Source organism: Flavobacterium sp. BFFFF1 (assembly GCF_002256285.1).
GTDB lineage: Bacteria > Bacteroidota > Bacteroidia > Flavobacteriales > Flavobacteriaceae > Flavobacterium.
This window is the reverse complement of record NZ_NKJE01000014.1, coordinates 15,182-38,201: the sequence shown is the minus strand read 5'-3', so window position 1 is coordinate 38,201 and position 23,020 is coordinate 15,182. Positions and strand designations below refer to the sequence as shown.

The following is a 23,020-nucleotide window of genomic DNA, read 5'->3' as shown; positions in this document are numbered from 1 at the left end:
GAATCCTGTCTTTGACGGGATTTTTTTATGGAAGGTATTTTGAAAACTTTTTATTGGTGCGGATGACAGCCTGTGCGTTTTTGTAATCAATCCATTCCTGCCCTTTCCATTTGCGCATGAAGACGTCGTAATGGCGCATGATGAAGATATTATACACTGCTTTGGAAAGGTTCATCGCGTTGCGTGGAAACGCCCGTAGGCTCATTGAAAATCCCGGTGTCAGGTATTTCATGTAGTGCCAATAGCCTTCCGGCATGTACAGCATTTCACCGTGGCTGAGGTCGCATACAAATCCTTTTGCGTTTTTAAGCGCTGGCCATTTTTCATAATCGGGGTTGTCGAAATCGATGTCTTCCCTTGCAATTAGCGCGTGTGGCACCTTGTACATAAAAGGCGTTTCGCTTTGTGGAAAAATCACGCATCTTTTTTTACCATGAAAATGAAAATGGAGGATATTCGAGTAATCGATGTCATAATGCATGAAGACTTTTGAATTTTCTCCGCCGAAGAACAGCATCGGAAGCTGTCGGATAAGCCTTAGCCCAATATCGGGCCATTTAAAATCGAGCTTTAGTAAAGGCACCTCCTTCATGAGGTTGTACAGGAATATGCGATAATTTGTAGGCTTTGACTGAAGCAGGTCAATGTAGTCCGCCATCTTCATTTTCTTGTGTGCCTCGTTGAAGCCTTCTTTGTGCGAGACGGGCCTGTCGTCATATAATGGGACGATTTTATCGCCGGCAACCGCTTTAATATAGTTCAGGTCCCACTTCGAAAATGCCGGCCAGTCGTTGATGAGTTGTTCAACTACCACAGGCTTTTGCTTTTTGACGTAGTTGTTGTAGAAATCTTCTTTCGTAATTGTTTTTACGCGTTCAATTTGGGTTAGATTCATACTCATATGGTGCAGTGGGAATGAAAATAAATTAAAAATGCCTTTGATGGTGTCAAAGGCAAAGTTAAATAACCAATATTCTTAATTACATAAATTTAACAAAACGGAAACATAATCATACTTTGGATTTCTGCGAAGCTTCCAGATTCCTTTCAATCGTATGGCCGGGCCTTGACCATTTTGGTTTTTCACCCAAGGCAGAAAATTGTGATTCTGCGGCTTCAACAGTTTCAGGCTGTGCTGCTTTTACGAAAGGTTTTTGCGGAATCAATCCAAGCATTTCGAACATTTTCATGTCCTCATTCACATCAGGATTTGGTGTGGTCAATAATTTGTCTCCGGCAAATATAGAATTTGCCCCGGCAAAGAAACACATCGCCTGTCCTTCACGGCTCATGTTCATCCTTCCGGCCGAAAGCCTCACCTGTGTTTGTGGCATGACAATGCGTGTGGTAGCCACCATGCGGATCATTTCCCAGATTTCGACTGGTTTTTCATCTTCCATCGGCGTTCCTTCTACGGCCACTAATGCATTGATCGGCACGGATTCCGGTTGCGGATTCAGGGTGGCCAACGCCACGAGCATTCCGGCCCGGTCTTCGATACTTTCACCCATGCCTATAATCCCGCCGCTACACACGGTTACATTGGTCTTACGGACATTTTCGATGGTTTGCAGGCGGTCTTCAAACCCACGGGTCGAAATGACTTCCTTATAATATTCCTCGGAGGTATCGAGGTTGTGGTTGTATGCATAAAGTCCGGCTTCAGCAAGTCGTTGGGCCTGGTTCTCGGTTAGCATTCCCAGCGTACAGCATACTTCCATATCCAATTTGTTGATGGTACGTACCATCTCGAGCACCTGATCAAATTCTGCCCCATCTTTTACATTTCTCCATGCGGCGCCCATGCAAACGCGTGAAGAACCGCTTGCTTTTGCCCGAAGCGCCTGTGCTTTCACATGGCTGACGGTCATCAGGTCGTTCCCTTCAATATCGGTGTGGTAGCGCGCAGCCTGTGGACAATACCCGCAATCCTCAGGGCATCCGCCCGTTTTGATTGAAAGTAGGGTAGATACCTGTACTACATTTGGATCGTGGTATTGGCGGTGTACGGAAGCGGCTTCGAAAAGCAGGTCCATCATTGGTTTATTGTAGATAGCGATAATTTCCTCTTTGGTCCAGTCATTTCTTGGAATACTCATAACCTTGTTTTAATGTTGGTTCAAAAATAACGAATTCAATGCGAAAGCAAAAGAAATTGAATCAAACTTTGGGAAAGCGTTTTCAGGCATAAAAAAAGGCCGCTGAAAACGGCCCCTGATTATTGTGTTTAGTCTTAATTTACACTGTTTATTTTTTCGACTTTTGTTTTCCAGAATTGCATCAGGCAAAATGAAACGATAAGGGAAGCAGCGACAGATTCGAATAATAAGCCGATACAATAGGTGTAAATGGAGGCATTGCCGCCTGCAAAAAGGAATTCTTCCGACAGGCTTTCCAGGTAGTTCTCTCCACCTTTGAAGTAAATGAATGTAAGCAGTCCTGCAATGCTTAATACGGCTCCGATCAATGAGGTGATGATTGCTGCAACCAAATTGGTATTGTATCCCCTTACTCCGGCATTATAATTTTGGCTGATGGTCCTGTTGACACCAAAAACAACAATAAAAACATTGAGTACACGCAGATAGAAATGCTTGGACAGTCCCAGATAGTCCATGATTAGGAAATAGACGCCGATGCCTATAAAAATAATAAATCCGTTGGTAAATTCTCTAGATAATTTCATGATGATGGGTTTTGGTTAAAATAAACATGGCGTTTCCATGCAGAATCTGAATTCTAGCATTAAAATTACAAAATAATCCGTGGAAAGATTTTGGATGCCCTTACAAAATTCCCATGTTTGCGAAAATTTTATAAACGTTATGTAGGAAATAACGAATTGGATTTAAAACACTTAGCGTATTTTCTGTATAAAAGAAATGGAAAAGTCTTTGTCCTTATGCAATTGATCCTGAAGTGCGTCAATTGAATTGAATTTTTCCTCGTCGCGGATTTTGGTCAAAACCGAGACGGTTAAGTTCATACCATACAGGTCTTCATTTAAATCAAAGTAATATACTTCGATCGTCCTGGCGGTACCACCTACGGTTGGATTGGTGCCGATACTCATCATTCCGTAAACAATTTTGTCACGCAGCAGGCTGCTGACGACGTAAATGCCGAGCGCCGGTATTAATTTGTAATCGTCCTTAACGTGGATATTTGCGGTGGGGTAGCCTAACTGCCTGCCCAACTGGCGCCCTTTTTCTACGACTCCGCTGAAGAAATAATCATAGCCCAGATACCGGTTCGCCAATGTGATGTCTCCGGTAAGCAACGCGTTCCGGATTTTTGTAGAGCTTACCGCAATTTCGTCAATTTCGAGGGAAGAAATCTGCTCTACCTCAAAGCCGTAGATTTCGCCAAACTGCATTAAGTCGTCAATGTTTGCGGTACGGTTCCTGCCAAAACGGTGGTCGTGTCCGATGATAATTTTACAGATATTGAATTTTTCAACGAGTATATCCCTGACGAACTCCTCAGCAGTAAGTCGGGAGAACGCTTTGTCAAAGGGGTGAATCACGAGATTGTCAATTCCCCGCTGCTCCAGAAGCAGGCATTTTTCTTCAATTGTGTTCAATAGTTGAATGTCACTTCCTTCCTGGAGGATCATTCTCGGATGCGGAAAAAAGGTAAGGATCAGCGATTCTGAATCATTGTCCTGCGCATTTTGAATGAGTCGGTCAATAATTTTCTGGTGCCCGTTATGAACACCGTCAAATGTGCCCAAAGTCACAATGGTTTTTGACGTGGGAATAAATTCCGCGATGTCATGAAAAATCTTCAAATCCCTTTTGTTTATAAAATGCAAATTTATAGCATCTTATGAAATAAGCTTAAATTTTCGAATTTAAATTTAAGTCGGATATTTAAAATACAGAATTCTTAAAAAGGATGGTTTTTTAAAGAATGTTATTCAAAATTTATTAAATTTGGCTGTATATTAAACTTTTGACTAATGAAAAGAATACTACTCTTAACAGTTTTTTTTAATTTCTTTTTATCCGGCTACGGGCAACAGGGAAATTTATGGACGAGAATTGATGCGGATAAGACCCCTTTTTCTGAAAAGCTTGAAAAAAGATCAGTCCCTACTGAATTTAAAGTTTTTCAACTGGATATAAATTTGTTGAAGAGGAAGTTAGTTGCTGCGCCGGATCGTTCACTACGCCGCACCACTGAAGGTGTCTTACTACAATTCCCGAATGCCAATGGTGTACTGGAAAGCTATCGGGTTTATGAGGCATCTGTAATGGCTCCTGAATTGGCAGCGAAGTATCAGGATATTAAGTCGTATTCAGGCGTGGGTGTGGATGACCCAACGGCTACAATCCGATTTACCACCACTGTTTTCGGTCTGCATTCGATGACGTTCTCCGGGAAGTGCGGTACCGTGCTGATTGAGCCATATACAAAAGATCTTAACAAATATGTCGTATATGAGAAATCAAAAGCGGCAGCATCAACAGGGTTTGAATGCCTCGTAAAAGAAGTTTCAGAATCTGCGAATAGGAATACAAACAGTACGCAGTCAAACACCCAGATTTTCCGGACTTACAGGCTTGCCGTGTCCTGTACTGTTGAATATGCCACCTTTCATGTGAATGCAGCTGGATTAAGTGGTGGTACGCTGGCGCAAAAAAAGGCGGCAGTGCTTGCGGCGATGGTTGTTACCATGGCACGTGTGAATGGTGTTTATGAAAGAGACGCTGCGATTACCTTGGTATTGGTTTCGAACAATGACAACCTTATTAATATCACCGCTGATAACTTTACAAACAATAGTGGTGGCGCGTTGTTAGGCGAAAATCAATCTTTTGTGGATAGTAATATCGGAAGCGCAAATTATGATATCGGGCATGTGTTTTCTACAGGTGGAGGCGGAATAGCCAGTTTAGGATGTGTCTGCGACAACACAAGGAAAGCAAAAGGGGTTACGGGTTCTCCCGGACCGGTGGGTGATGCTTACGATATTGATTATGTTGCCCATGAAATGGGACATCAATTTGGAGGGAACCACACTTTCAACAGCGACCAGGGTTCATGTGGAGGAAACAAAAACCTTAATACTGCCGTTGAGCCCGGTAGTGGCAGCACGATAATGGCCTATGCGGGAATTTGCTCTCCTCATGATGTACAAAGTAATTCTGACGCCCATTTCAGCTTTAGAACGCTTCAGGAAATTGACGCATTTGTTGCTTCCGCTGGGAATTGTTCGTCAAACGTATCCATTGGCAATGCGCCGCCCGTTATTGGTACGCTTTTGAACTATGTAATTCCAAAAAGCACTCCTTTTGTTTTGACAGGCAACGCCACCGATGATGATAATGACCCATTAACATATTGTTGGGAGCAGAATGACTTTTGGGCAACAAATGCCTTACCGATTGCCACTAACACGGGCGGGCCAAACTTCCGCTCGCGCACGCCGACTTCATCTCCGGTCCGTTACATGCCAGTCCTTTCAAGTGTTGTCGCGAATAATGTTACCCCTGCCTATGAGGTCGTTCCGTCTGTAGCAAGAACAATGCATTTTGTCTTGACTGTTCGTGACAATAATCCACTTGAAGGAGGGCAGACTGCAAGGAAAGATATGACGGTTACTACAGCAGCCGTTGGCCCTTTTGCTGTTACTGTACCAAATTCATTGGTTGCTTATCCCGCAGGATCTAACCAAACGGTTACATGGGATGTAGCTGGAACAAATGCAAACGGAATTAACTGCAACTTTGTTGACATTTACATGTCCACGAATTCAGGCGGGAATTTCCCAATTCTTTTAGCGAGCAGGGTTCCAAATGACGGTTCGGAATTGATTACCATTCCCAATAACGTAGGTACTACAAACAGGATTATGGTGAAGGCGAATGATAATATTTTTTATGATGTATCAAATACAAACTTTAGCATTACCTCCGCGCCATCGACATTTTCAATCGCGTTTGGCGGCATCGTGGATAAGCAAAACCAGACAGGTTGTGCAGGAAGTACTATCGTATATCCTCTTACTTATGGTGCACTTGGAGGATTTAGCGGAAACACGACTTTAAGCGCCACAGGAAATCCACCAGGAACAACAATAACATTTTCGCCAAATCCGGTGAGCGCCAATGGCGCCGTAACAATGACTGTCACGAATACGGAAACTATGGCAGAAGGGTTTTACCCAATTGTAGTAACGGCTACGTCCGGAGCAACTACAAAGAATGTTAATTTTTATCTGAATGCGATTGATGCTCTGTTTAGCCCAATCTCTCTGAGTAGTCCAAGTAATCTGGCGACGAACCAGGATACCAATGTAGTACTGGAATGGACGGAAGATCCGCTAAATGCAGAAGCCTATGACATTCAGGTTGCGACCGATGTAAGCTTTGTAAATCTCGTGCAAAGTGCCACGGTTACTTCGAGCGGTTTCCAAACCTCTCTTGGTGCCAATACTACTTATTACTGGCGTGTGAGGCCAAGGGTCAGTGCATGTACCGGCAGTTATTCGACTGTTTTCCGGTTCACAACAGGGACATTAGGCGTGGGTGAAAATACTTTGTCTGGATTTGAGGTGTATCCAAATCCAAACAATGGCAATTTCAGTGTACGATCTGAGAAATTCAACGGCACTAAAATTCAGGTTGCCGTTTACGATATGAGGGGCAGGCTGATTTTCGATAAAAATTACAATGCCGGCAGTACTTTTAATGAAAATATTCAATTGAACGACGCGCAGGCGGGTATATATCTGTTATCTGTTTCAGATGGGCAGCATAAAGTGGTCAAGAGAATCGTTGTAAAATAGACGTAATATTAAATTTATAAGCGCTCTCATTCTACTGAGAGCGCTTTTTTTATATCATTATATGACAGATAAAATACGTTGCAATTGGTGTAAAGGCGATGCGCTTTACGAGAAATACCATGATGAAGAATGGGGTGTTCCCGTATATGAAGACCACACCATATTCGAATTCCTGATTCTTGAAACCTTTCAGGCAGGCCTAAGCTGGATCACAATCCTGCGCAAACGGGAAAACTTCAGGAAGGCGTTTGATCATTTTGATTACAAGAAAGTGGCGAAGTATGATGAAACCAAAATCCAGGAATTAATGCTCGATGCCGGTATCATAAGGAACCAGTTGAAGATACGCGCTGCGGTTTCGAATGCTGTGGCATTTATGGAAGTCCAGAAGGAATTCGGCTCATTCAGCAATTATATCTGGGGATTTGTGGGTCATAAACCCAAGGTGAATTCCCTGAGGGGCGTTGCCAACGTCCAGGCAACCACGCCCATTTCCGACGCGTTAAGTAAAGACCTGAAAAAACGGGGTTTTAAATTTGTGGGATCAACAGTAGTTTATGCGCATATGCAGGCTACCGGTATGGTAGACGATCATATCGATGATTGCTGGAAAAAGACGGTACAGGATTAACCCTTAGCGAGTATTTGCATGAACTGTTTCCTTGCGATTTCGCGGCAACCCAGGCTTTCCAGGTGGTCATTGTAAATTTGGCAGTCCACGAGCTCATAGGTTTTCGCCAATTCTATAAAGGCTATTTTAGAAGCGTTGGGAACGATCGAGAACATGCTTTCACCGGAAAACACGTGTCCGAGATCAATGCCATAAAGACCTCCTGCTAACTCCCCATTATGCCAGACCTCAATGGACTTAGCGATGCCCTGTTCGTGAAGTTGGCAATAGGCTGCTCTCATTTCATTTGAGATCCAGGAACCATTTTGGTCCGGGCGGTAAATTTTACTGCAATTAGTAATGACCGCATCGAAAGCCTGGTTCGTGGTCACTGAAAAAATACCTTTTCGCAGGATACTCCGCATGCTTTTTGAAATGCGGATTTCGTCAGGAAAAAGTACCATTCTTTTGGGCGGTGCCCACCACAAAATGGGCTCATCCTCATTGAACCAGGGAAAGATGCCGCTGTGGTAAGCCAATTGTAAACGTGCTACTGAGAGGTCCCCTCCCAATGCGATTAGTCCGTGCCTGTCGGCTTTCTCGAGCGGTGGAAAGTAAAGTTTATCGGTAAGTATTTCCATAGCAAAAAAAATCCTGCCATTGGTTTGACAGGATTTATGAATTATAAGGTACTAAAATGGCAGATCGTCGTGGTCTTCCTCTTTAAAGTCCGGAGCCGGCTCGAAAGCAGGTGCGGCAACCGGTGGCGCCTGCGTTGGCGCTTCAGTGGCAAGTCTTTCAACCCTCCAGCCCTGAATGCTATTGAAGTATTTTGTTTCTCCCTGTGGGCTGACCCATTCGCGCCCTCTCAAATTGATGGAGACCTTCACCGGTTCTCCCACCCTGAAGTTGTTTAACAAATCACATTTGTCCTGACCGAATTCGACCAAAATGTGTTGTGGATATTGCTCTTCGGTTGTGACAACCAATTCTCTTTTGCGGAACGTGGCGCTTACCTGTTGTTCGGCGTTGATTAGTTTAATTTTTCCTGTAACTTCCATCGTCTGATAAATTTATAATGTTTTAAATCCGTTCTGCCAACAGCACTTTCCATGCGGAAAGTACATCATCCTGGTCCAGGTACTCCTTCGCTTTGAGATGTATTTTTCTCTCATCATCGGCACTCAGCACACCTTTCACAGCAATGTTAGCTTTTACAAATATATTAATTTCTTCGCGAGTTGGCAATGATTCTGTGTTTCCTAATTTCCCAAGGTCGTTTCCATTAAAAATTCCGCTTTCTTTCACAAAATCAGGGATTTGGTCCACCCCAATGCCCAGCGTCGTCAGTGGTTTGGGTACTTCAAATAATCCTGCATTTGACCTTGAATACCAATTTCCGCCGAGGCGCGAGACCAGGTCGATCCGGTGTTGGTCGATCATTCCGTTTTCATCCAATATGGATTCGTGAATATGGATTTTCAGTACTTCGCAAATCACTAAATTGCCTGCGCCGCCGCTTTCACCGAGGCTGATGATGTCATTGACTTTGCACTCAAACTGTACCGGGCTTTCAGCCACGCGATACGGTTTTACCAGGTCAGATGGCAATTGTGTCAACCCTGATTTCAGGAATTCATTTACGCCATCGGGATACTCGGTGCTGGATAAGGATGCCTGCTGGACGATATCAAAATTCACCACGTTAATGACGACTTCTTTCGTTGCCTGAACGTTGAGCAGCGTATGTTTTACGGTATTGTCCCGAACGCGTCTTGCGGGCGAAAAAATAAGGATTGGCGGATTGGAACTGAAGACATTGAAAAAACTAAACGGCGACAGGTTGGGGATGCCGTTTTTGTCGACTGTACTGGCGAAAGCGATCGGGCGTGGGCCTACAGCACTTTGAAGATAGCCTTGTAATCTGGCCGGCGAAAGGTCTTTGGTTTCGAAACTTACCATGGGAAACTTGTTTTTGCAAAAGTACGCAAATGTTTGCACTGTTCGCCAGCCCCGTTTCGAAGCTTCGGGAGCAGCGGCATCCTTTTTTTACAGCGTTTGCTGCTGTTAAAAAAGATACAGCGGATAGGGGGAAGAAGCCGCAAAAAATAAAAATCGCTATATTTATCGCACAAATTATACACATGGAATTTTCGGAACGAAGGAATGCTACCCGTTGGGCGATTATCGCCGCTTCTTTTGTTATTGTGCTGTTTATTTTGTGGAATACCTATGCGCTGTTTCAAATCTTCAAAAATGAAGAGCGCATCAAGTTGGAAAACTGGGCTTTGGCACAACAAAAAATCAATTCGATTGATGTGAACGATGTAAATGCCGATCTTGAGCTTCCGTTTGCACTGGCGCAAAACCCGCCGAGTATTCCGATCATCCTTGCCCTGAATAAAACCATTGTGAATACGAATGGCATCGACGAGTCGATCCTGAAAGACAAGAAGCGCCTCGAGGCTTATGTGGAAACGCTGAAGGCACTGAATGACCCCATAATCACCAGGATTTCAAAGGACAAGACGCAATATTTATACTATGGTGATTCTTCATTGCTGAATAAATTAAAGTATTATCCGATTGCGCTGTTGCTGATTATCGTGCTGTTTGGCACAGTGGTTTATAACTTCTACCGCAGCACCAAGATGGCCACGCAAAACAAGCTTTGGGCGGGAATGGCAAAGGAGACGGCGCACCAGATCGGGACGCCACTATCTTCATTGCTGGGCTGGCTCGAAATCATGAAGGCAGATAACGTCGATGAAACAACGGTCACGGAGATTGAAAAGGATGTGGTACGGCTGCAATCCATTGCGAATCGTTTTTCGAAGATTGGTTCCGAACCCATTCTGGAGGAATTGGATTTGATTGGCGAAACGGAGGCTTCAGTAGCCTACCTCAAATCGCGTTTTTCAAATCAGGTGGCTTTTAGTTTTACGGCACCCCATTATCCGGTTAAAGTGATGATCAACCCGGAGCTTCACAGCTGGACGATAGAAAACCTTGTAAAAAACGCCATCGATGCCATGCGTGGTAAGGGAAATCTGGATATTGCGATTATCGATGGTGACCGTTTTGTAAGAATTTACATTTCAGATACCGGAAAGGGGATTTCCAAAAAGCAGTTCCGGCGTATTTTTGAGCCCGGCTTTACTACAAAAAAGCGTGGTTGGGGGCTGGGTTTATCACTGACAAAGCGTATTGTCGAAGAATACCATAAGGGAAAAATCCGGGTGCTTCATTCAGAAATAGGGAAGGGTACAACAATGATGGTGAGTATCAGGAAACTTGGGAAGTAAAAAAGGGAAGCAACTGCTTCCCTTTATTTTTGTTATTGGATACTGGTGTAGTTTTCCTTTACCACTTCAGCGGTTCCGTCGCCATCGAAGTCAAAAGTGGCCTCTACTTGTAGCGTGTTGCCTGTAAGCTTGAGCACTTTTCCGGTCCTGGTAACGCCAGCCAGCGAAAGCGTGATGGTATTGCCATCCACGGTGTAGTTGTATTGGTCTACCACTTCTTCACAGTCGGATACATCTACGTCGCGGACGGTACCGTCGGCTTTCAGTTCGATGTAGTCTTTGCCGCAGGCTTCATGGTCGTCATAGGGGAAATTCTGCCCGCCCACCTCATAGGAAACGTAGTACCATTTTTTGTGTAGTAATGACTGGTCGATTGAAGAAGACCCATTGTCATCACTTGAACAGGAAGCCAGCAATAATGCTGCCGCTCCCAAAGTCAGGATTTGTTTTTTCATTTTTTAATTGATTAAATGATTGATGAATTATTTCGGTGCAATATTATGGCACTAAAATCAACCACGCAATCAACCAAAAGGCCCATTAATGAAAAAATGGCGGTGTCTTAATGGGTGGACTTAGCACAAAAAAAAGGGAGTAAAGACTCCCTTTTAAACTTTTATGCTGAACGCGTTAAGCCAGATTCGAATGAATTGCTTTTGCCAAGGTTTCGAATTCGTCTTTTTCGAGTGTTACCTTATGCTGGAAACGCATGTCTTCCATGTCGTTCAAAGGGATTAGATGTACGTGCACGTGCGGCACTTCCAGTCCAATCACCGCCATTCCGATTCTTTTGCAGGGAACGGTTTTTTCGAGCGCGGTCGCGACGTCTTTGGAAAATTTCATTAAACCCAGGTATAAATCATCATCCATATCGAAAATCTTGTTGATTTCCAATTTCGGGATACAGATGGTGTGCCCTTTTGCATTTGGGTTGACGTCAAGGATGGCGATGAAATTGTCGTCCTCGGCTACTTTGTAAGAGGGCAATTCGCCATTGATGATCCTGGTAAAGATGCTTGCCATTTGAATTGTTTTTGAAATTAATCCCGGGAAACTTCCAGTACCTCAAATTTCAGTACGCCATTCGGCACTGTGATTTCGGCTACTTCGCCTACGGATTTACCCAGTAATCCTTTCCCGATTGGAGATGTGACGGAGATTTTTCCGGCTTTCAGGTCGGCTTCACTTTCTGCAACCAAGGTATATTTCAATTCCATACCATTCGTTTGGTTTTTGATTTTAACGTGGGATAATACCAGTACTTTCGATACATCCAGCTGGGATTCATCAATCAGTCGTGCATTGGCGTAGACGTCTTCCATTTTGGAAATGCGCATTTCAAGCAGCCCCTGTGCTTCTTTCGCCGCATCGTATTCCGCATTTTCAGAAAGATCTCCTTTGTCGCGTGCTTCGGCAATGGCCTGCGAGGCTCTTGGCCGTTCTATGCTTTTTAAATGCTCAAGTTCATCTTTCAGTTTCTTTAATCCTTCCGCAGTATAGTATGATACGTTACTCATAATTTCATCGTTTATAAAATAGAAAAAATCCCATCGGCAACGGGATTTCTTTTGACAAAGATAGTATTTTTTACATCGCTCTATAATTATATGTTAATCGTAGAGAATCCAAAGTTAATTAATTTAAATTTGTTCGTACAATTATCTGATGAAATTTTTAAGATGAAACGCATATTACTCATTATCCCTGCATTCCTTGTGCTGCTGATTTCCTGCGACGGAAATTCGACCCGCTACAGAAACCCATTCCTGCCGGACTACAATTTTTCGAGGGACATCAACACCAACCTACCACTTTACAGCGGGTTGAATTCGCCGATTAATCCCATCGTCATTCCCGATGATGGCAGTGGCATCACCCTCATTGTGATGAAAATTTCCGATTCGGATTACCGTGCGTGGGATGCACATTGCCCAAACCAGGCGCCATCTGCCTGCTCGCTGATGGATGTGGATGGTGTAAATGCCGTGTGTTCCTGTGAAAATTACACTTACAGTCTTTTTTCAGGAGATGGTGCCGGCGCTTACGCTATGAAGCCATACAGGATTTCCATAATTGGGAACAACCTGATTAGGATATACAACTAAAAAGCCGGCGACAAGCCGGCTTTTTTGACTAAAACTTTAACGTCAGTCCAATAAGGAAATTAATCCCTGCCTGTGGGTAATAATACGGGTAGATGTCATACATGTATCCGTTTGAAACGTACTGCCTGTCGAGGATGTTATTGACCAAGCCGTTGATTGTAATTGTCTTAAAAACTTTTCCCGGATTGAATTCATACGAAAGGTTCACATCGTTGACAAAATAGTCCGGTAATTTGGCAGCGGGCAATTCGATGTTATTCATGAATTGTTCCCCCACAAATTTTGACAACAATGCGGCCTGGAAATGGCGGTTGGGCTTATAGCTGAAGATATTTCCCGCAATAATTTCGGGTGAATACGCAATGCTGCGGGTACCATAGTTTTGTCCCTGCACATCGAGGTCTACGTTTTTATTGCTGCTCACAGTGATGTTAGGACGCAGTGTAAATTGATTTGAAATCATAAAAGTCGCGTCTGCTTCAATCCCGACGCGGTAGCTTTTTTTGCTGTTGGAACGTATCGGATTGCCTACATCGTCGAGATTTCCGGTCAGGATCAGCTGGTCTTTGTAGGCCATATAGTATAGGTTGGCATTGAATTTAATTTTATCGGAAGTATTTCTCCAGCCCAGTTCAAAATCATTCAGTTTTTCAGGTACCGCGTTGCCGCTTTCGTAGTCCGTCCGATTGGGTTCGCGGTTGGCTTTGGCATAGGAGAAGTACATCGTGTTTTTTGCATTCACGAGGTAGGTAATTCCGGCTTTTGGATTAAAAAAACCGAAATGGTCATCGACGAAATCTGCCTGGACGCCATTGGCCTTATAATTGACACCTCGGTATTGCATGTCTGCAAACAGGCTCCATTTTGACGTGAGCATGTAGTTGATTTTGGCAAAAACATTGCCGTCTGTTTTTACGGCATAGTCATCGTAATAATGGTCGCCGGGTTCGCTTTGGGATGCAAAACGCGCCCAGATCACTTTTCCAAAATGGTCCCCTTCATATTTGTTCCAGCCGCCACCGACAATAAGATCAAATTTTTCTTCGGTATAGCTTGATGAAAACGTAAAGCCATAAAAATCATTATCCAGCCATTTCTGCCGGATCAGGTCTGTGCCTGTTTGTCCAGCAACCGGTTCCAGCGCATAGTCGGCGAAATCAGCATCTTCCTTATAATTTTCATAGTAGCCCTTTCCTTTGGTGTAATGCAGCGCGGTCGTGAGGGACCACTTTTCTGACAGCCTTTCATTCCAGTGCAATTGGTAGTGGTCCTGGAAATAATTGTCGGTTTCATTGTCGTAAAAACGCGTTTGGCCGTTTTCGTCTGTAAATATCCCTGCCGAGTTAAATTGCCTGTCCTTTCGGAGGGTTTCGCTATCAATGCCGTTCCAGGATTGATAGGTACGTTCACTTCCTCCAAAAACGAGTGCCTTGATCAAGGTCGTCTTCCCGACAAATGTCCCTTGCAGGAAATAGGATTTCAGATCCGATGCGCCGCGATCAATGTAGCCCTGGGAGTTGATGGCTGACAGTCTTCCGGCAAGTTCAAAACCATTAATGAGTCCGCTGCTGAATTTCACAGTGTGTTTGCGGGTGTTGAAGCTCCCGGCTGAGTTAGAAATTTCGCCGTTTGCCTGGGTCGCATAACTGTCTGTGAGCAGGTTTAGGCTTGCGCCAAAAGCCCCGGCGCCGTTGGTTGATGTCCCTACGCCACGCTGGAGTTGGAGGCTTTCGACAGAAGACGCGAAGTCTGGCATATTGACCCAAAAGGTCCCATGGCTTTCGGCGTCGTTGTATGGGATGCCGTTGATGGTGATGTTGACGCGGGTAGCATCGCTGCCGCGTACACGAATCCCTGTGTATCCTATGCCGTTTCCTGCATCAGAAGTGGTGACTACCGAAGGCATAAAGTTCATCAGGATCGGGATGTCCTGTCCGAGATTTCGTGACCTGATATCGGATTTACTGAGATTGCTGAAACTCACGGGCGTTTTAGTCGTCACCCGTACTGCCGATACCAGGACCGCATCAAGCTGGTTGGTTTTAGTGGAGTCTTTGGGCTGTTCCTGAGAAAATGCCGTTGCAGACAGGAGCAGGCAGGCGACGGAGTATGGCGTTTTGCCACGACCAAATAAATTGAATAAAGTTTTCATTCGTAAAGTTTTACGAATAAAAGGGGTAATTATTCTGTGTTAATAATTAAATATGATTTTTGAATGCTTTGTCGGAGACCTGCCTTCGCGACGGCTGGCTCTTTGGTTAAAAACGCCTGATGGACATTTTTATCACATTCGTTCCCTTGGCAGCATTACCCGCCCAGGTTCTTTGGGTATAATCTCAGCCCTTGGTAGAGCACCCCTTTGAGACGGGGCAAATATAGGAATTGGTAATTAATAATTGACAATAAACAATTAATAATTAATAGAGAGCAGTGGGAACTTGTTGGTATATCGGCCCTTTCGCATTTAGAGGTGCTAAAAACGCTCGGCTCCGATCCAGGTCAAAGTTCCGGGCGTTTGCGCGATTGCTTAATTTCTGACTGGCTGCGCTTTTCCTTAATGCGTTTTTCGATCACGGCACGTGGCACGCGGGTCGGTTTCCGCTTCTTTGGGACCAGAAGTGATTTTGTAATGATTTCCAGGAATCTTTTGGTAACGATTTCCTTGTTTTTAAGCTGGCTGCGGTCTTCATCACAATTCAGGATCAGGATTTGCTCCGATGTCAGCCTTGGTAAAAGGTTCTTAATCGCGCGTGTTTTTTCTTCGTCTTCGAGCGCTTGAGAGGCATTAATATCAAATTGCAGCATCACTTTTGAAGATACTTTATTGACATTTTGTCCGCCGGCGCCACTGCTGCGCACAGCCTTATATTGCAGTTCCGTTATGATTTTTTCGGCATCCATTATTGGGGCTGGTGCGCAGGTTTTAACAAATCATTGACTGTTTTAACCGGATTAAAGGTAATAAGCGGAACCTGTACAAAAACCGTAATCCATTTGGCCATAGCGCCATTCCACAGTCCTGGGAGTTCATATGCTTTAAGCGCACGGCCGTTTTTGGTTTTGTCTACGATAAACCCACTGTTTTTATCTACGAATTGGGTAAGGTCAAATTTTTGGCCTTTGTAATTTTTAAGTCCGCATACCAGGTCAACGGGGTTGAAATGCGTTGCGTTTTTCAGGATTTGGGCCTGGGCGGAATTGTTTAGGTCGACTTGTGTTGATTCTACAATCTGCAGCGAAACGTTTCCTTTCCGGTCCATTACCCAGAACGGGCCGCCGCCCGGTTCACCTTCATTTTTCACCATTCCGCAAACCCGTAGTGGCCTGTCCAGCAGTTGTCTCAGGAATTCCAGCTTGTTTTCCAGCGTAAACTTTTCAAAGTCCTCGATCACATTCATGTTTAATCTCTTTGTCGAAAATTCCACAAGTTCAGGGATTTCTTTCTCACCAATCTTTCCGGAATCGATCAACTTTAGGTATTCAAAGACCATTTCCTGAAGTTCAATCATGATTCCGGCCAGCGCTTTTTTATACAGCGCTATTTCTTCAATATGGTTTTGGATGACGTTGTCAATGTTTTTGATAAAAATGATGTCGGCGTCGAGCGAGTTCAGGTTTTGGATCAAGGCACCATGCCCGCCGGGGCGAAAGACGAGCTGTCCATTGTCGTCCCGGAACGGTTTATTTTCCAGGTCCACGGCCAATGTATCCGTGGCTTTATCCTGATACGAAAAATTGACTTTTATCGTGTTGCCATGTTGTTTCTCTATTTTTCCCTGTACATTTTGAATGATACTCTCAAAGGCTTTCTGATGTTCCGGAGACACTGTGAAATGAAGATGGGCAATTTTTCCATCGCAGGCATAAAGACAGCTTTCATTTAAATGTTCTTCGACCGAGGTGGCAATATGCGTAGGATACTTGTGAAAATTTAAAATTCCCTTTGGTTTTGCCGCGAAATCAAAATGGTAAGGCGATAGCATGGCTTTGATAAAATAATAGTCCCTAAGGTCTTTGTTCAGCGATCGGAAATTCGAATAATTGCGTTGCAATGTCAGGCTGACTTCTTCATAAAACGGAAGCTTTTCAAGTCCTACAAGAAAAACGGCGAGCGCCGTGGCATTCTTCCGATTGATATAGGCATTTATGGTTTCTTCTTCGATGTTGAAATCATTCAGGAATTCATTCAGGAATTTAAACATGCGGCTTGCTGCACCAGAGGCGGGGACGAATTTCTTCAATTTGTAATTGCTGCGTTTTTGCCCGAAAAAGGCGGCATAGTCGGCATAATTTTCCGGAGTAGGGCGTAAAATACCATCATCTTTCGTAGCGGGCCGTTCCAAAATGGTTTTTGCGATGCCTTTTGAAAATATGGCGAGGTGATCCTGAATCTTGTCAGGTGAAATGCCATGATTGTAAATGGCAATGAAATCCTGTGACGAGAAACCCATTTCCCTTGCTTTCTCAAAATCCCGGAGTATTTTGACTGCCTTTTCAAACCGCTGTTGCCTGTTCCCGGAAAGGATGACAAAGGGCTTTTCATTTTCGGTCAATGCACTTCGGAAGGTTTCAAAAGTACTGGTGCGGTTTTGCGGTCGATCACGCAGATCATCCTGTTCCCATGGGATATCTACATCAGTAAGAAAAAAAAGGTCGTATTTGTGTTTGCGTGCCGCTTTATCGATTGCCGGGTCACAGAAATTGTAGTACATATCAGAGAATACCTTGGTTACCATGAGGGTGGTGTCGCAAAAAAGGTATTTATTGGCTGCGAGCAAAGCCTCATTTTCTGTCTTCACCTGACCTATGGCGATGGGCAACAAATCTTCGGGTTCACATGATTTTTGTTCCGTATCCCATTTTTGCTGCAGGTATTCCCGTGCATATTCAGGTGCCCAAGCCGTTTCGAAGTGTTCCGACAGCTGTTTTGCCAGCGTAGTCTTTCCGGTAGATTCCGGTCCGAATAGCGCAATTTTTATGATAGTTGTTGCTTGTTGCTTAAGATTTTCCTCCATTCTAAATAGGCCGAAATGGCCAGCAATGTAAAAATTAAATATTGTAAGGACAGCATGCCCAATCCTCTATAGGCATACAGTGGGGTGACGATAATATCGCCAATAATCCAAAGTGTCCAGTTCTCTATTTTCTTTTTGGCCATGTACCACATGCCGGTAAAAAACAGCCCGGAAGCAAAAATGTCAATGTAATTGTCGTTATTAATTTGCTGTCCGAAAATTTTATAGAGTGCGAAAACTACAAAAATTGTGATAAAAAACAGCAATACGCCTGTTAATTTTTCTTTACGGTTGGTTCTGGTGATGGGGAGATTTTCCTTGACATCGCCAGTTTTTGCCCAATTGTACCATCCGTAGAAACTCATGACTGTAAAGTAGATGTTTACCGACATATCGCCAATGTAGCTTGCGATGTACAATAAATATGCTGTAATGATTGTGGCGACAAGGCCCGTTGGATAAACCCAGATGTTTTCTTTTCTGGCAAACCAGACGCTTAAAATCCCAAGCACGAACGCTATAAATTCCAAAGCAATCTGCCAGGTGGGGAGTGTTCTGTAGTAATTCAGGAAAAAATCTGCCATATTATGCGGTTTCAAAGAAATCAGGATTGTTTTCAAATGCGGTACCAATTACAACCAGATCCGCCCCATGGTCAAAGGCGTCTGAAATCCCCTGCCTGTTCCGGATGCCCCCTCCAACGATCAGAGGAACCGAAATGTTTTCGGACACTTTCCTGATGATTTCCGACGGCACGGCATTTTTAGCGCCACTGCCTGCCTCGAGGTAAATGAGCTTGTTGCCCAGCATTGCGCCAGCCTGCGCTGTGTGGACGATTTTATCAATATCTGAAATCGATAGAGGTACGGTCTTGCTGATGGTTTCAACGGCAGTCTCGCTGCCGCTTTCAATTAAAATGTATCCTGTCGGGATGATTTCAAGAGCCGTTTTTGCCAGGACCGGCGCTGCAATGGTGTGATGACCGATCAGAAAATCGGGATTGCGTCCGGAAATCAGGGATAGGAACAAAATACCATCCGCTTTATCGGAAATCTGTGAAGGGTTTCCCGGGAACAGTAGTACCGGTAATTTGCAAAAGCGCTTAATCTGCAGGATCAATTCGCCGATGCGCGTGGTGGTCACGAGGCTTCCGCCTATGAAAATATGCGTTGCATCCGACGAATTGATTTTTTCGATCATTTGTTGCAGCATATCCCAATCTATTTTATCCGGATCTAGCAAAATGGCAAGTAGTTTTTGGTTTTGCTTTTTCGCTATCACGAGCGCATTGTATATGTTTTTCATGTTAGTTGCCTTCGAAAAGATAAACTATTGTGTAATCCCCGATTTCTTCAAAATACACATCAAAATGTCGTTGTAGTTTGTTGAAATGCAACGTGGCGGTAGTTTTCTTGTCTTCCATTTCGAATAGTTTCACATCGATGTGGTCTTTAAAACTGATGCCTTTTTCGTTCCGGATTTTGAAAACTGCCTCTTTAATGCCCCAATTTACGGTTAATTTGCGAATATAATCTGGGTTATTCTTATCCAAAATAAAAGTAGGCTCGACAAACTTGTCTGCTATGACTGCGATTTTGTCCCGGCGCAGTTCAAGGTCGACACCTGTGATACGGTCGCTGATGATTATGGCTGAAAATTCATGAGAATGGGAAATGGAAATGTGTTTGCCGTCAACGAGGTGCGGTTTTCCGAATTCGTCATAAAACAGGTCTGAATCCTGATAACCTTGTTCCAGCAGCAATTGGCGCACGCTTAAAAAACCGCGGCGGTGCGCTTCGGATTTCATATTGCGAAGGCGGTCGAGGCTTTTCTGCGTCAGGTGCAGGTTTTGTGACAGCGTCTCGGCTGTTTCTGTGATATTCCACAGCAGGAGTTTGGTGTCGGGAAAGCAATTGAAGGTTTTATGGGTCGGCATTGATAAACGGGCGAAAGTGACGGTTAGCGAATTGGAAAATGATTCGTGAATTTTTAAGGAAAGCCCAGCCCCGATAGAGCCGATATCCTTTTTAGGGATGTCCCGCAGCGCAGCGCAGGGATTCCCTAAAAAGATAAAGGCGAAAGCGGGAAACAGCTCCTTAAATTCATTATCTTGATTTTTAAAAGCTTACGAAAACTTAGACAGTTCACAAATAATTAAAAACGCTTTTTAAATCATAAGTTATTGCCTAAATTTGCGGAAAATTTTACACTTACAAATATAATATAAATGAGTACGACAACCATGCCCTATGTGGCTTACAAGGTAAAAGACATCTCCCTGGCTGCCTGGGGAAGAAAAGAAATTGAATTGGCTGAAGCCGAAATGCCGGGATTGATGGCGCTTCGTGCAGAGTACAAGGACGAACAGCCATTGAAAGGCGCGCGTATAGCGGGTTGTCTGCACATGACGATCCAGACGGCGGTTTTGATTGAGACGTTGATCGCTTTGGGCGCTGAAGTTACGTGGTCATCATGCAACATCTTCTCTACACAGGATCAGGCTGCTGCTGCGATTGCTGCTGCGGGGATTCAGGTGTATGCCTGGAAAGGCCTTGATGAGGAGTCCTTTGACTGGTGTATCGAGCAAACCCTGTTTTTTGGGGAAGACAGAAAGCCGTTGAACATGATCCTTGATGATGGTGGCGATTTGACGAATATGGTTTTTGACCGTTATCCTGAATTGGTTTCCGGAATCAGAGGTTTGTCTGAAGAAACGACTACCGGTGTTCACAGGTTATATGAAAGAATGAAAAACGGGACGTTGGTCATGCCAGCGATCAACGTGAATGATTCGGTTACCAAATCAAAGTTTGACAATAAGTATGGATGTAAAGAATCTGCTGTGGATGCGATCCGTCGCGCTACGGATTTGATGCTTGCCGGAAAGCGTGTTGTCGTGTGTGGTTATGGTGACGTTGGAAAAGGGACTGCGGCTTCTTTCCGTGGCGCGGGTTCTATCGTAACGGTTACTGAAATCGACCCGATTTGTGCTTTACAGGCTGCGATGGACGGTTTTGAAGTGAAAAAACTGAACACGGTTGTTGGAAATGCGGATATCATCATTACCACAACTGGAAATAAGGACATCGTTTTGGGAAGCCATTTCGAACAGATGAAAGACAAAACGATTGTATGTAACATTGGTCACTTTGATAATGAAATTGACATGGCTTGGTTGAACAAGACGCATGGCGCTTCAAAAATCGAGATCAAGCCTCAGGTTGATAAATATACGATTGACGGTAAAGACATCATCATTCTGGCTGAAGGCCGTTTGGTAAACCTTGGCTGTGCTACCGGCCATCCAAGTTTTGTAATGAGTAATTCGTTTACAAACCAGACTTTAGCACAAATCGAACTTTGGAAAAACAGTGCCAACTACAACAATGAAGTTTATATGCTTCCGAAGCATTTAGATGAGAAAGTAGCAGCTTTACACCTGGCTAAGCTGGGCGTTGAGTTGGAAACGTTGAGAGACGATCAGGCAGCTTATATCGGTGTTGAAGTACAGGGACCATTTAAGCCTGAATACTACAGATACTAATATTTGATCATTAGAAAATGAGATTATTGAACCCCCGCTGAAAAGCGGGGGTTTTTCAATTATGGACATCATTCATAAAAAAATCCGGACGGTATTGGTCGTCCGGATTTGAAACTAGCATTTCTACAATTCTTAGTTTGTAAAACGCAACACCCCGATTTGGTCGTCTGCGTTTAGGATAATTTCATTTTTAGCCGCCACCACACTGGTCAGCACGCGCGGCCTGATTTTGCTTTCTTTATAAGAATAGATCACGTCTTTTTTCATTTCGCCATTCGGCTTAATGGTGAGCAGGAACAACGCATTTTTTGAGCTCGACGTGAACAGTCCTTTAGAACTTCTTTTGGTTTCCTTGTCGGTTTCTGCATCGGCATTTTTCTCAAGGTCTTCATAAATCACGTAGGTATTTCCTTTGTAATAGGTGGACAATATCGACGGATTTCCTGCATTACGCTGGTATTTCGGCATTTTCGATACAGAGACCACTTCTGATTTGGCATTGATGTGAATACAGGCAATATCACAGTAATAATACGTGTAGGTCGTGTGTGTGCCCCCGTTTGGCGAATAGCTTGTGGTTACCACCAATTTGTATTGCTCTGCCACCACTACCGAACCACCGTCTTTGTCATAAAAAATGTCTTTCACTTTATACGGTACATAATCCTCAGTCTTTCTTGGTTTTTCAGGATAAAGCCCTTCCAATTCCAGTTTATTGGAAGTTTTTAGGCTCAACGATTTGCAGTCAATTACAGCCGAGAACAATTCGTCTGAAATCAACCTTTTTTTGCCCGATCCGAACAAGCCCTTGTTCAGGATCTTTAAAAACCCGGTGCATACCAATGTATTATTTTCACCCGGAAGAATCCCAATAGACTCGATATCGCGGTCTGGGAAGTCAAAATCGAATTCCTTTTGGTCATTTTTTGAAAAGACGAATATTTTGTAAGAGTACTCACTCTGTCCTTTTGCTTTATCTTCTTTTTCCTTGTAGATTTTGGCCAAAACATATACATTCCCGAAATTATCGACTTCGATAGCCTCGCGTGAAAATTTTGATGCCTTAATCGGCAGGCTGACGGATCGGTCAAGGATCGCTTCTGTCAAAGTCGCGTTGTATACTTTAAAGTTAAGCAGGCTCGGGTCTTTTTTTCTGCTTTTCGACTCATTGAATACCAAAATTTTGGTAGAATCCGGCGAAATGCTGCGAAGGCCGAAAGAAATGGAATTGTCGTCCGCTTCATCGAGCACGTAAGTGTTTGGATCTGCTTTTAGGTTTAGATCGGTAATCGCGCCGTAAAGGTAATCTTTGTCCTCTTTGCGAATGTTTTCGGTGATAAAATGCACAATCTTATCGCCCAGGAAGTATGCACCACTGTATAATTTTTTCTTCGCGTCGACATTGATCTGCAACGGTTTTTCATTTACCAATTTTAAATCCTTGTCGTAAATCCGGCAGATCAGTTCTTTGTCGCCGTTACGGTGGCGCGTGTAATAGTGGCCATCTTTACCACCGAGGATGGTCACCTCGTGTTTGGTCTTGATTTTCTCAGCCCACTTCAGTTCAACTTCCTGTGAAAATCCGCTGGCCGCGAAAAGCAGGAGCAATAGTTTTAAATGTTTCATATTTCTTGTTTATGTTTTTGCG

The 23,020-nt window shown here is 43.9% G+C and carries 22 protein-coding genes and 1 riboswitch; of the genes, 5 read left to right on the top strand and 17 right to left on the bottom strand.

Translation table 11 applies throughout. From position 1 onward, the window contains the following. Window positions 1-25 precede the first annotated feature (25 nt). The 4 genes from CFE23_RS10110 to CFE23_RS10095 all read right to left on the bottom strand — a co-directional run bounded on the left by CFE23_RS10110 (window position 26) and on the right by CFE23_RS10095 (window position 3,790). Entirely contained in the window at window positions 26-895 is an 870-nt protein-coding gene (locus CFE23_RS10110) for a cupin-like domain-containing protein (RefSeq protein ID WP_291087365.1), read from the bottom strand. A gap of 115 nt (window positions 896-1,010) precedes the next feature. Then, the gene (bioB, locus tag CFE23_RS10105) at window positions 1,011-2,099 is read right to left on the bottom strand and encodes a biotin synthase BioB (protein ID WP_291087362.1); all 1,089 of its coding nucleotides are present in this window, start codon (window positions 2,097-2,099) and stop codon (window positions 1,011-1,013) included. A gap of 134 nt (window positions 2,100-2,233) precedes the next feature. After that, entirely contained in the window at window positions 2,234-2,686 is a 453-nt protein-coding gene (locus tag CFE23_RS10100; protein ID WP_291087359.1) for a hypothetical protein, read from the bottom strand. Window positions 2,687-2,857: 171 nt separating this feature from the next. Continuing rightward, on the bottom strand, window positions 2,858-3,790 hold the full coding sequence (locus CFE23_RS10095; RefSeq protein WP_291087356.1) for a bifunctional riboflavin kinase/FAD synthetase: 933 nt from the start codon (window positions 3,788-3,790) through the stop codon (window positions 2,858-2,860). A 171-nt stretch (window positions 3,791-3,961) separates the two neighbouring features. On the opposite strand from CFE23_RS10095, the gene CFE23_RS10090 reads away from it, so the two are divergent. After that, window positions 3,962-6,793: a reprolysin-like metallopeptidase gene (locus CFE23_RS10090; RefSeq protein ID WP_291087354.1), complete on the top strand. Its 2,832-nt coding sequence runs from the start codon at window positions 3,962-3,964 to the stop codon at window positions 6,791-6,793. A 61-nt stretch (window positions 6,794-6,854) separates the two neighbouring features. Next, window positions 6,855-7,424, top strand: coding sequence for a DNA-3-methyladenine glycosylase I (locus CFE23_RS10085; RefSeq protein WP_291087351.1), 570 nt, complete (start codon window positions 6,855-6,857; stop codon window positions 7,422-7,424). Here the strand turns inward: CFE23_RS10085 and aat are convergent. The 3 genes from aat to CFE23_RS10070 are packed head-to-tail and all read right to left on the bottom strand — an operon-like array spanning window position 7,421 to window position 9,365. After that, a complete protein-coding gene (aat, locus tag CFE23_RS10080; RefSeq protein ID WP_291087348.1) occupies window positions 7,421-8,044 on the bottom strand; it encodes a leucyl/phenylalanyl-tRNA--protein transferase in 624 nt (207 codons plus the stop codon). The genes CFE23_RS10085 and aat overlap by 4 nt on opposite strands. 51 nt (window positions 8,045-8,095) lie before the next feature. Continuing rightward, the gene (locus CFE23_RS10075; RefSeq protein WP_291087346.1) at window positions 8,096-8,464 is read right to left on the bottom strand and encodes a DUF3127 domain-containing protein; all 369 of its coding nucleotides are present in this window, start codon (window positions 8,462-8,464) and stop codon (window positions 8,096-8,098) included. A 22-nt stretch (window positions 8,465-8,486) separates the two neighbouring features. Then, window positions 8,487-9,365, bottom strand: a complete 879-nt coding sequence (locus CFE23_RS10070; protein ID WP_291087344.1) for a flavin reductase family protein — start codon at window positions 9,363-9,365, stop codon at window positions 8,487-8,489. 182 nt (window positions 9,366-9,547) lie between these two features. On the opposite strand from CFE23_RS10070, the gene CFE23_RS10065 reads away from it, so the two are divergent. After that, entirely contained in the window at window positions 9,548-10,708 is a 1,161-nt protein-coding gene (locus CFE23_RS10065) for a HAMP domain-containing sensor histidine kinase (protein ID WP_291087342.1), read from the top strand. A 32-nt stretch (window positions 10,709-10,740) separates the two neighbouring features. Here the strand turns inward: CFE23_RS10065 and CFE23_RS10060 are convergent, their stop codons facing one another. The 3 genes from CFE23_RS10060 to greA form a co-directional block, all read right to left on the bottom strand. Next, window positions 10,741-11,163: a lipocalin family protein gene (locus tag CFE23_RS10060; protein WP_291087341.1), complete on the bottom strand. Its 423-nt coding sequence runs from the start codon at window positions 11,161-11,163 to the stop codon at window positions 10,741-10,743. 175 nt (window positions 11,164-11,338) lie between these two features. Beyond that, window positions 11,339-11,731 (bottom strand): HIT family protein, encoded by a 393-nt coding sequence (locus CFE23_RS10055; RefSeq protein WP_291087340.1) that lies wholly within the window; start codon window positions 11,729-11,731, stop codon window positions 11,339-11,341. 17 nt (window positions 11,732-11,748) lie between these two features. Further along, window positions 11,749-12,225, bottom strand: a complete 477-nt coding sequence (gene greA / locus CFE23_RS10050) for a transcription elongation factor GreA (RefSeq protein ID WP_291087338.1) — start codon at window positions 12,223-12,225, stop codon at window positions 11,749-11,751. Window positions 12,226-12,387: 162 nt separating this feature from the next. On the opposite strand from greA, the gene CFE23_RS10045 reads away from it, so the two are divergent. Further along, window positions 12,388-12,813 carry a hypothetical protein gene (locus tag CFE23_RS10045; protein WP_291087336.1) on the top strand — a complete coding sequence of 142 codons (426 nt, stop codon included), beginning with the start codon at window positions 12,388-12,390 and terminating at the stop codon, window positions 12,811-12,813. 28 nt (window positions 12,814-12,841) lie between these two features. Here CFE23_RS10045 and CFE23_RS10040 read toward each other — a convergent pair whose 3' ends face one another. The 6 genes from CFE23_RS10040 to CFE23_RS10015 form a co-directional block, all read right to left on the bottom strand. Continuing rightward, entirely contained in the window at window positions 12,842-14,965 is a 2,124-nt protein-coding gene (locus tag CFE23_RS10040) for a TonB-dependent receptor (protein ID WP_291087334.1), read from the bottom strand. A 125-nt stretch (window positions 14,966-15,090) separates the two neighbouring features. After that, a riboswitch (TPP riboswitch) is annotated at window positions 15,091-15,182 on the bottom strand. A gap of 130 nt (window positions 15,183-15,312) precedes the next feature. Continuing rightward, the gene (gene arfB / locus CFE23_RS10035) at window positions 15,313-15,714 is read right to left on the bottom strand and encodes an alternative ribosome rescue aminoacyl-tRNA hydrolase ArfB (RefSeq protein WP_291087332.1); all 402 of its coding nucleotides are present in this window, start codon (window positions 15,712-15,714) and stop codon (window positions 15,313-15,315) included. Further along, complete coding sequence (locus CFE23_RS10030; protein ID WP_291087330.1) at window positions 15,714-17,828, bottom strand: DUF4301 family protein; 2,115 nt, start codon at window positions 17,826-17,828, stop codon at window positions 15,714-15,716. Before CFE23_RS10030 ends, arfB begins: the two co-directional genes overlap by 1 nt. Further along, window positions 17,789-18,412 carry a nicotinamide riboside transporter PnuC gene (gene pnuC / locus CFE23_RS10025; protein WP_291087328.1) on the bottom strand — a complete coding sequence of 208 codons (624 nt, stop codon included), beginning with the start codon at window positions 18,410-18,412 and terminating at the stop codon, window positions 17,789-17,791. The genes CFE23_RS10030 and pnuC overlap by 40 nt, the downstream gene beginning before the upstream one ends. Window position 18,413: 1 nt before the next feature. Then, the gene (locus CFE23_RS10020) at window positions 18,414-19,133 is read right to left on the bottom strand and encodes a geranylgeranylglyceryl/heptaprenylglyceryl phosphate synthase (protein ID WP_291087326.1); all 720 of its coding nucleotides are present in this window, start codon (window positions 19,131-19,133) and stop codon (window positions 18,414-18,416) included. Between the two features lies 1 nt (window position 19,134). Continuing rightward, window positions 19,135-19,764, bottom strand: coding sequence for a 4'-phosphopantetheinyl transferase family protein (locus CFE23_RS10015; RefSeq protein WP_291087324.1), 630 nt, complete (start codon window positions 19,762-19,764; stop codon window positions 19,135-19,137). Window positions 19,765-20,055: 291 nt separating this feature from the next. On the opposite strand from CFE23_RS10015, the gene ahcY reads away from it, so the two are divergent. Beyond that, the gene (gene ahcY / locus CFE23_RS10010; RefSeq protein ID WP_291087322.1) at window positions 20,056-21,372 is read left to right on the top strand and encodes an adenosylhomocysteinase; all 1,317 of its coding nucleotides are present in this window, start codon (window positions 20,056-20,058) and stop codon (window positions 21,370-21,372) included. A 132-nt stretch (window positions 21,373-21,504) separates the two neighbouring features. Here the strand turns inward: ahcY and CFE23_RS10005 are convergent, their stop codons facing one another. Beyond that, window positions 21,505-22,998, bottom strand: coding sequence for a hypothetical protein (locus tag CFE23_RS10005; protein WP_291087320.1), 1,494 nt, complete (start codon window positions 22,996-22,998; stop codon window positions 21,505-21,507). Window positions 22,999-23,020: the final 22 nt, after the last annotated feature.

Excerpts from the sequence above, each read along its gene's own strand:
- CFE23_RS10085 (WP_291087351.1), top strand. The coding sequence starts at position 6,855 with ATGACAGATAAAATACGTTGCAATTGGTGTAAAGGCGATGCGCTTTAC.
- CFE23_RS10030 (WP_291087330.1), bottom strand. The coding sequence starts at position 17,828 with ATGGAGGAAAATCTTAAGCAACAAGCAACAACTATCATAAAAATTGCG.
- bioB (WP_291087362.1), bottom strand. The coding sequence starts at position 2,099 with ATGAGTATTCCAAGAAATGACTGGACCAAAGAGGAAATTATCGCTATC.
- aat (WP_291087348.1), bottom strand. The coding sequence starts at position 8,044 with ATGGAAATACTTACCGATAAACTTTACTTTCCACCGCTCGAGAAAGCC.
- CFE23_RS10075 (WP_291087346.1), bottom strand. The coding sequence starts at position 8,464 with ATGGAAGTTACAGGAAAAATTAAACTAATCAACGCCGAACAACAGGTA.
- CFE23_RS10020 (WP_291087326.1), bottom strand. The coding sequence starts at position 19,133 with ATGAAAAACATATACAATGCGCTCGTGATAGCGAAAAAGCAAAACCAA.
- CFE23_RS10100 (WP_291087359.1), bottom strand. The coding sequence starts at position 2,686 with ATGAAATTATCTAGAGAATTTACCAACGGATTTATTATTTTTATAGGC.
- CFE23_RS10005 (WP_291087320.1), bottom strand. The coding sequence starts at position 22,998 with ATGAAACATTTAAAACTATTGCTCCTGCTTTTCGCGGCCAGCGGATTT.
- CFE23_RS10070 (WP_291087344.1), bottom strand. The coding sequence starts at position 9,365 with ATGGTAAGTTTCGAAACCAAAGACCTTTCGCCGGCCAGATTACAAGGC.
- arfB (WP_291087332.1), bottom strand. The coding sequence starts at position 15,714 with ATGGATGCCGAAAAAATCATAACGGAACTGCAATATAAGGCTGTGCGC.
- CFE23_RS10055 (WP_291087340.1), bottom strand. The coding sequence starts at position 11,731 with ATGGCAAGCATCTTTACCAGGATCATCAATGGCGAATTGCCCTCTTAC.
- pnuC (WP_291087328.1), bottom strand. The coding sequence starts at position 18,412 with ATGGCAGATTTTTTCCTGAATTACTACAGAACACTCCCCACCTGGCAG.
- CFE23_RS10045 (WP_291087336.1), top strand. The coding sequence starts at position 12,388 with ATGAAACGCATATTACTCATTATCCCTGCATTCCTTGTGCTGCTGATT.
- CFE23_RS10065 (WP_291087342.1), top strand. The coding sequence starts at position 9,548 with ATGGAATTTTCGGAACGAAGGAATGCTACCCGTTGGGCGATTATCGCC.
- CFE23_RS10060 (WP_291087341.1), bottom strand. The coding sequence starts at position 11,163 with ATGAAAAAACAAATCCTGACTTTGGGAGCGGCAGCATTATTGCTGGCT.
- ahcY (WP_291087322.1), top strand. The coding sequence starts at position 20,056 with ATGAGTACGACAACCATGCCCTATGTGGCTTACAAGGTAAAAGACATC.
- greA (WP_291087338.1), bottom strand. The coding sequence starts at position 12,225 with ATGAGTAACGTATCATACTATACTGCGGAAGGATTAAAGAAACTGAAA.
- CFE23_RS10110 (WP_291087365.1), bottom strand. The coding sequence starts at position 895 with ATGAATCTAACCCAAATTGAACGCGTAAAAACAATTACGAAAGAAGAT.
- CFE23_RS10040 (WP_291087334.1), bottom strand. The coding sequence starts at position 14,965 with ATGAAAACTTTATTCAATTTATTTGGTCGTGGCAAAACGCCATACTCC.
- CFE23_RS10015 (WP_291087324.1), bottom strand. The coding sequence starts at position 19,764 with ATGCCGACCCATAAAACCTTCAATTGCTTTCCCGACACCAAACTCCTG.
- CFE23_RS10090 (WP_291087354.1), top strand. The coding sequence starts at position 3,962 with ATGAAAAGAATACTACTCTTAACAGTTTTTTTTAATTTCTTTTTATCC.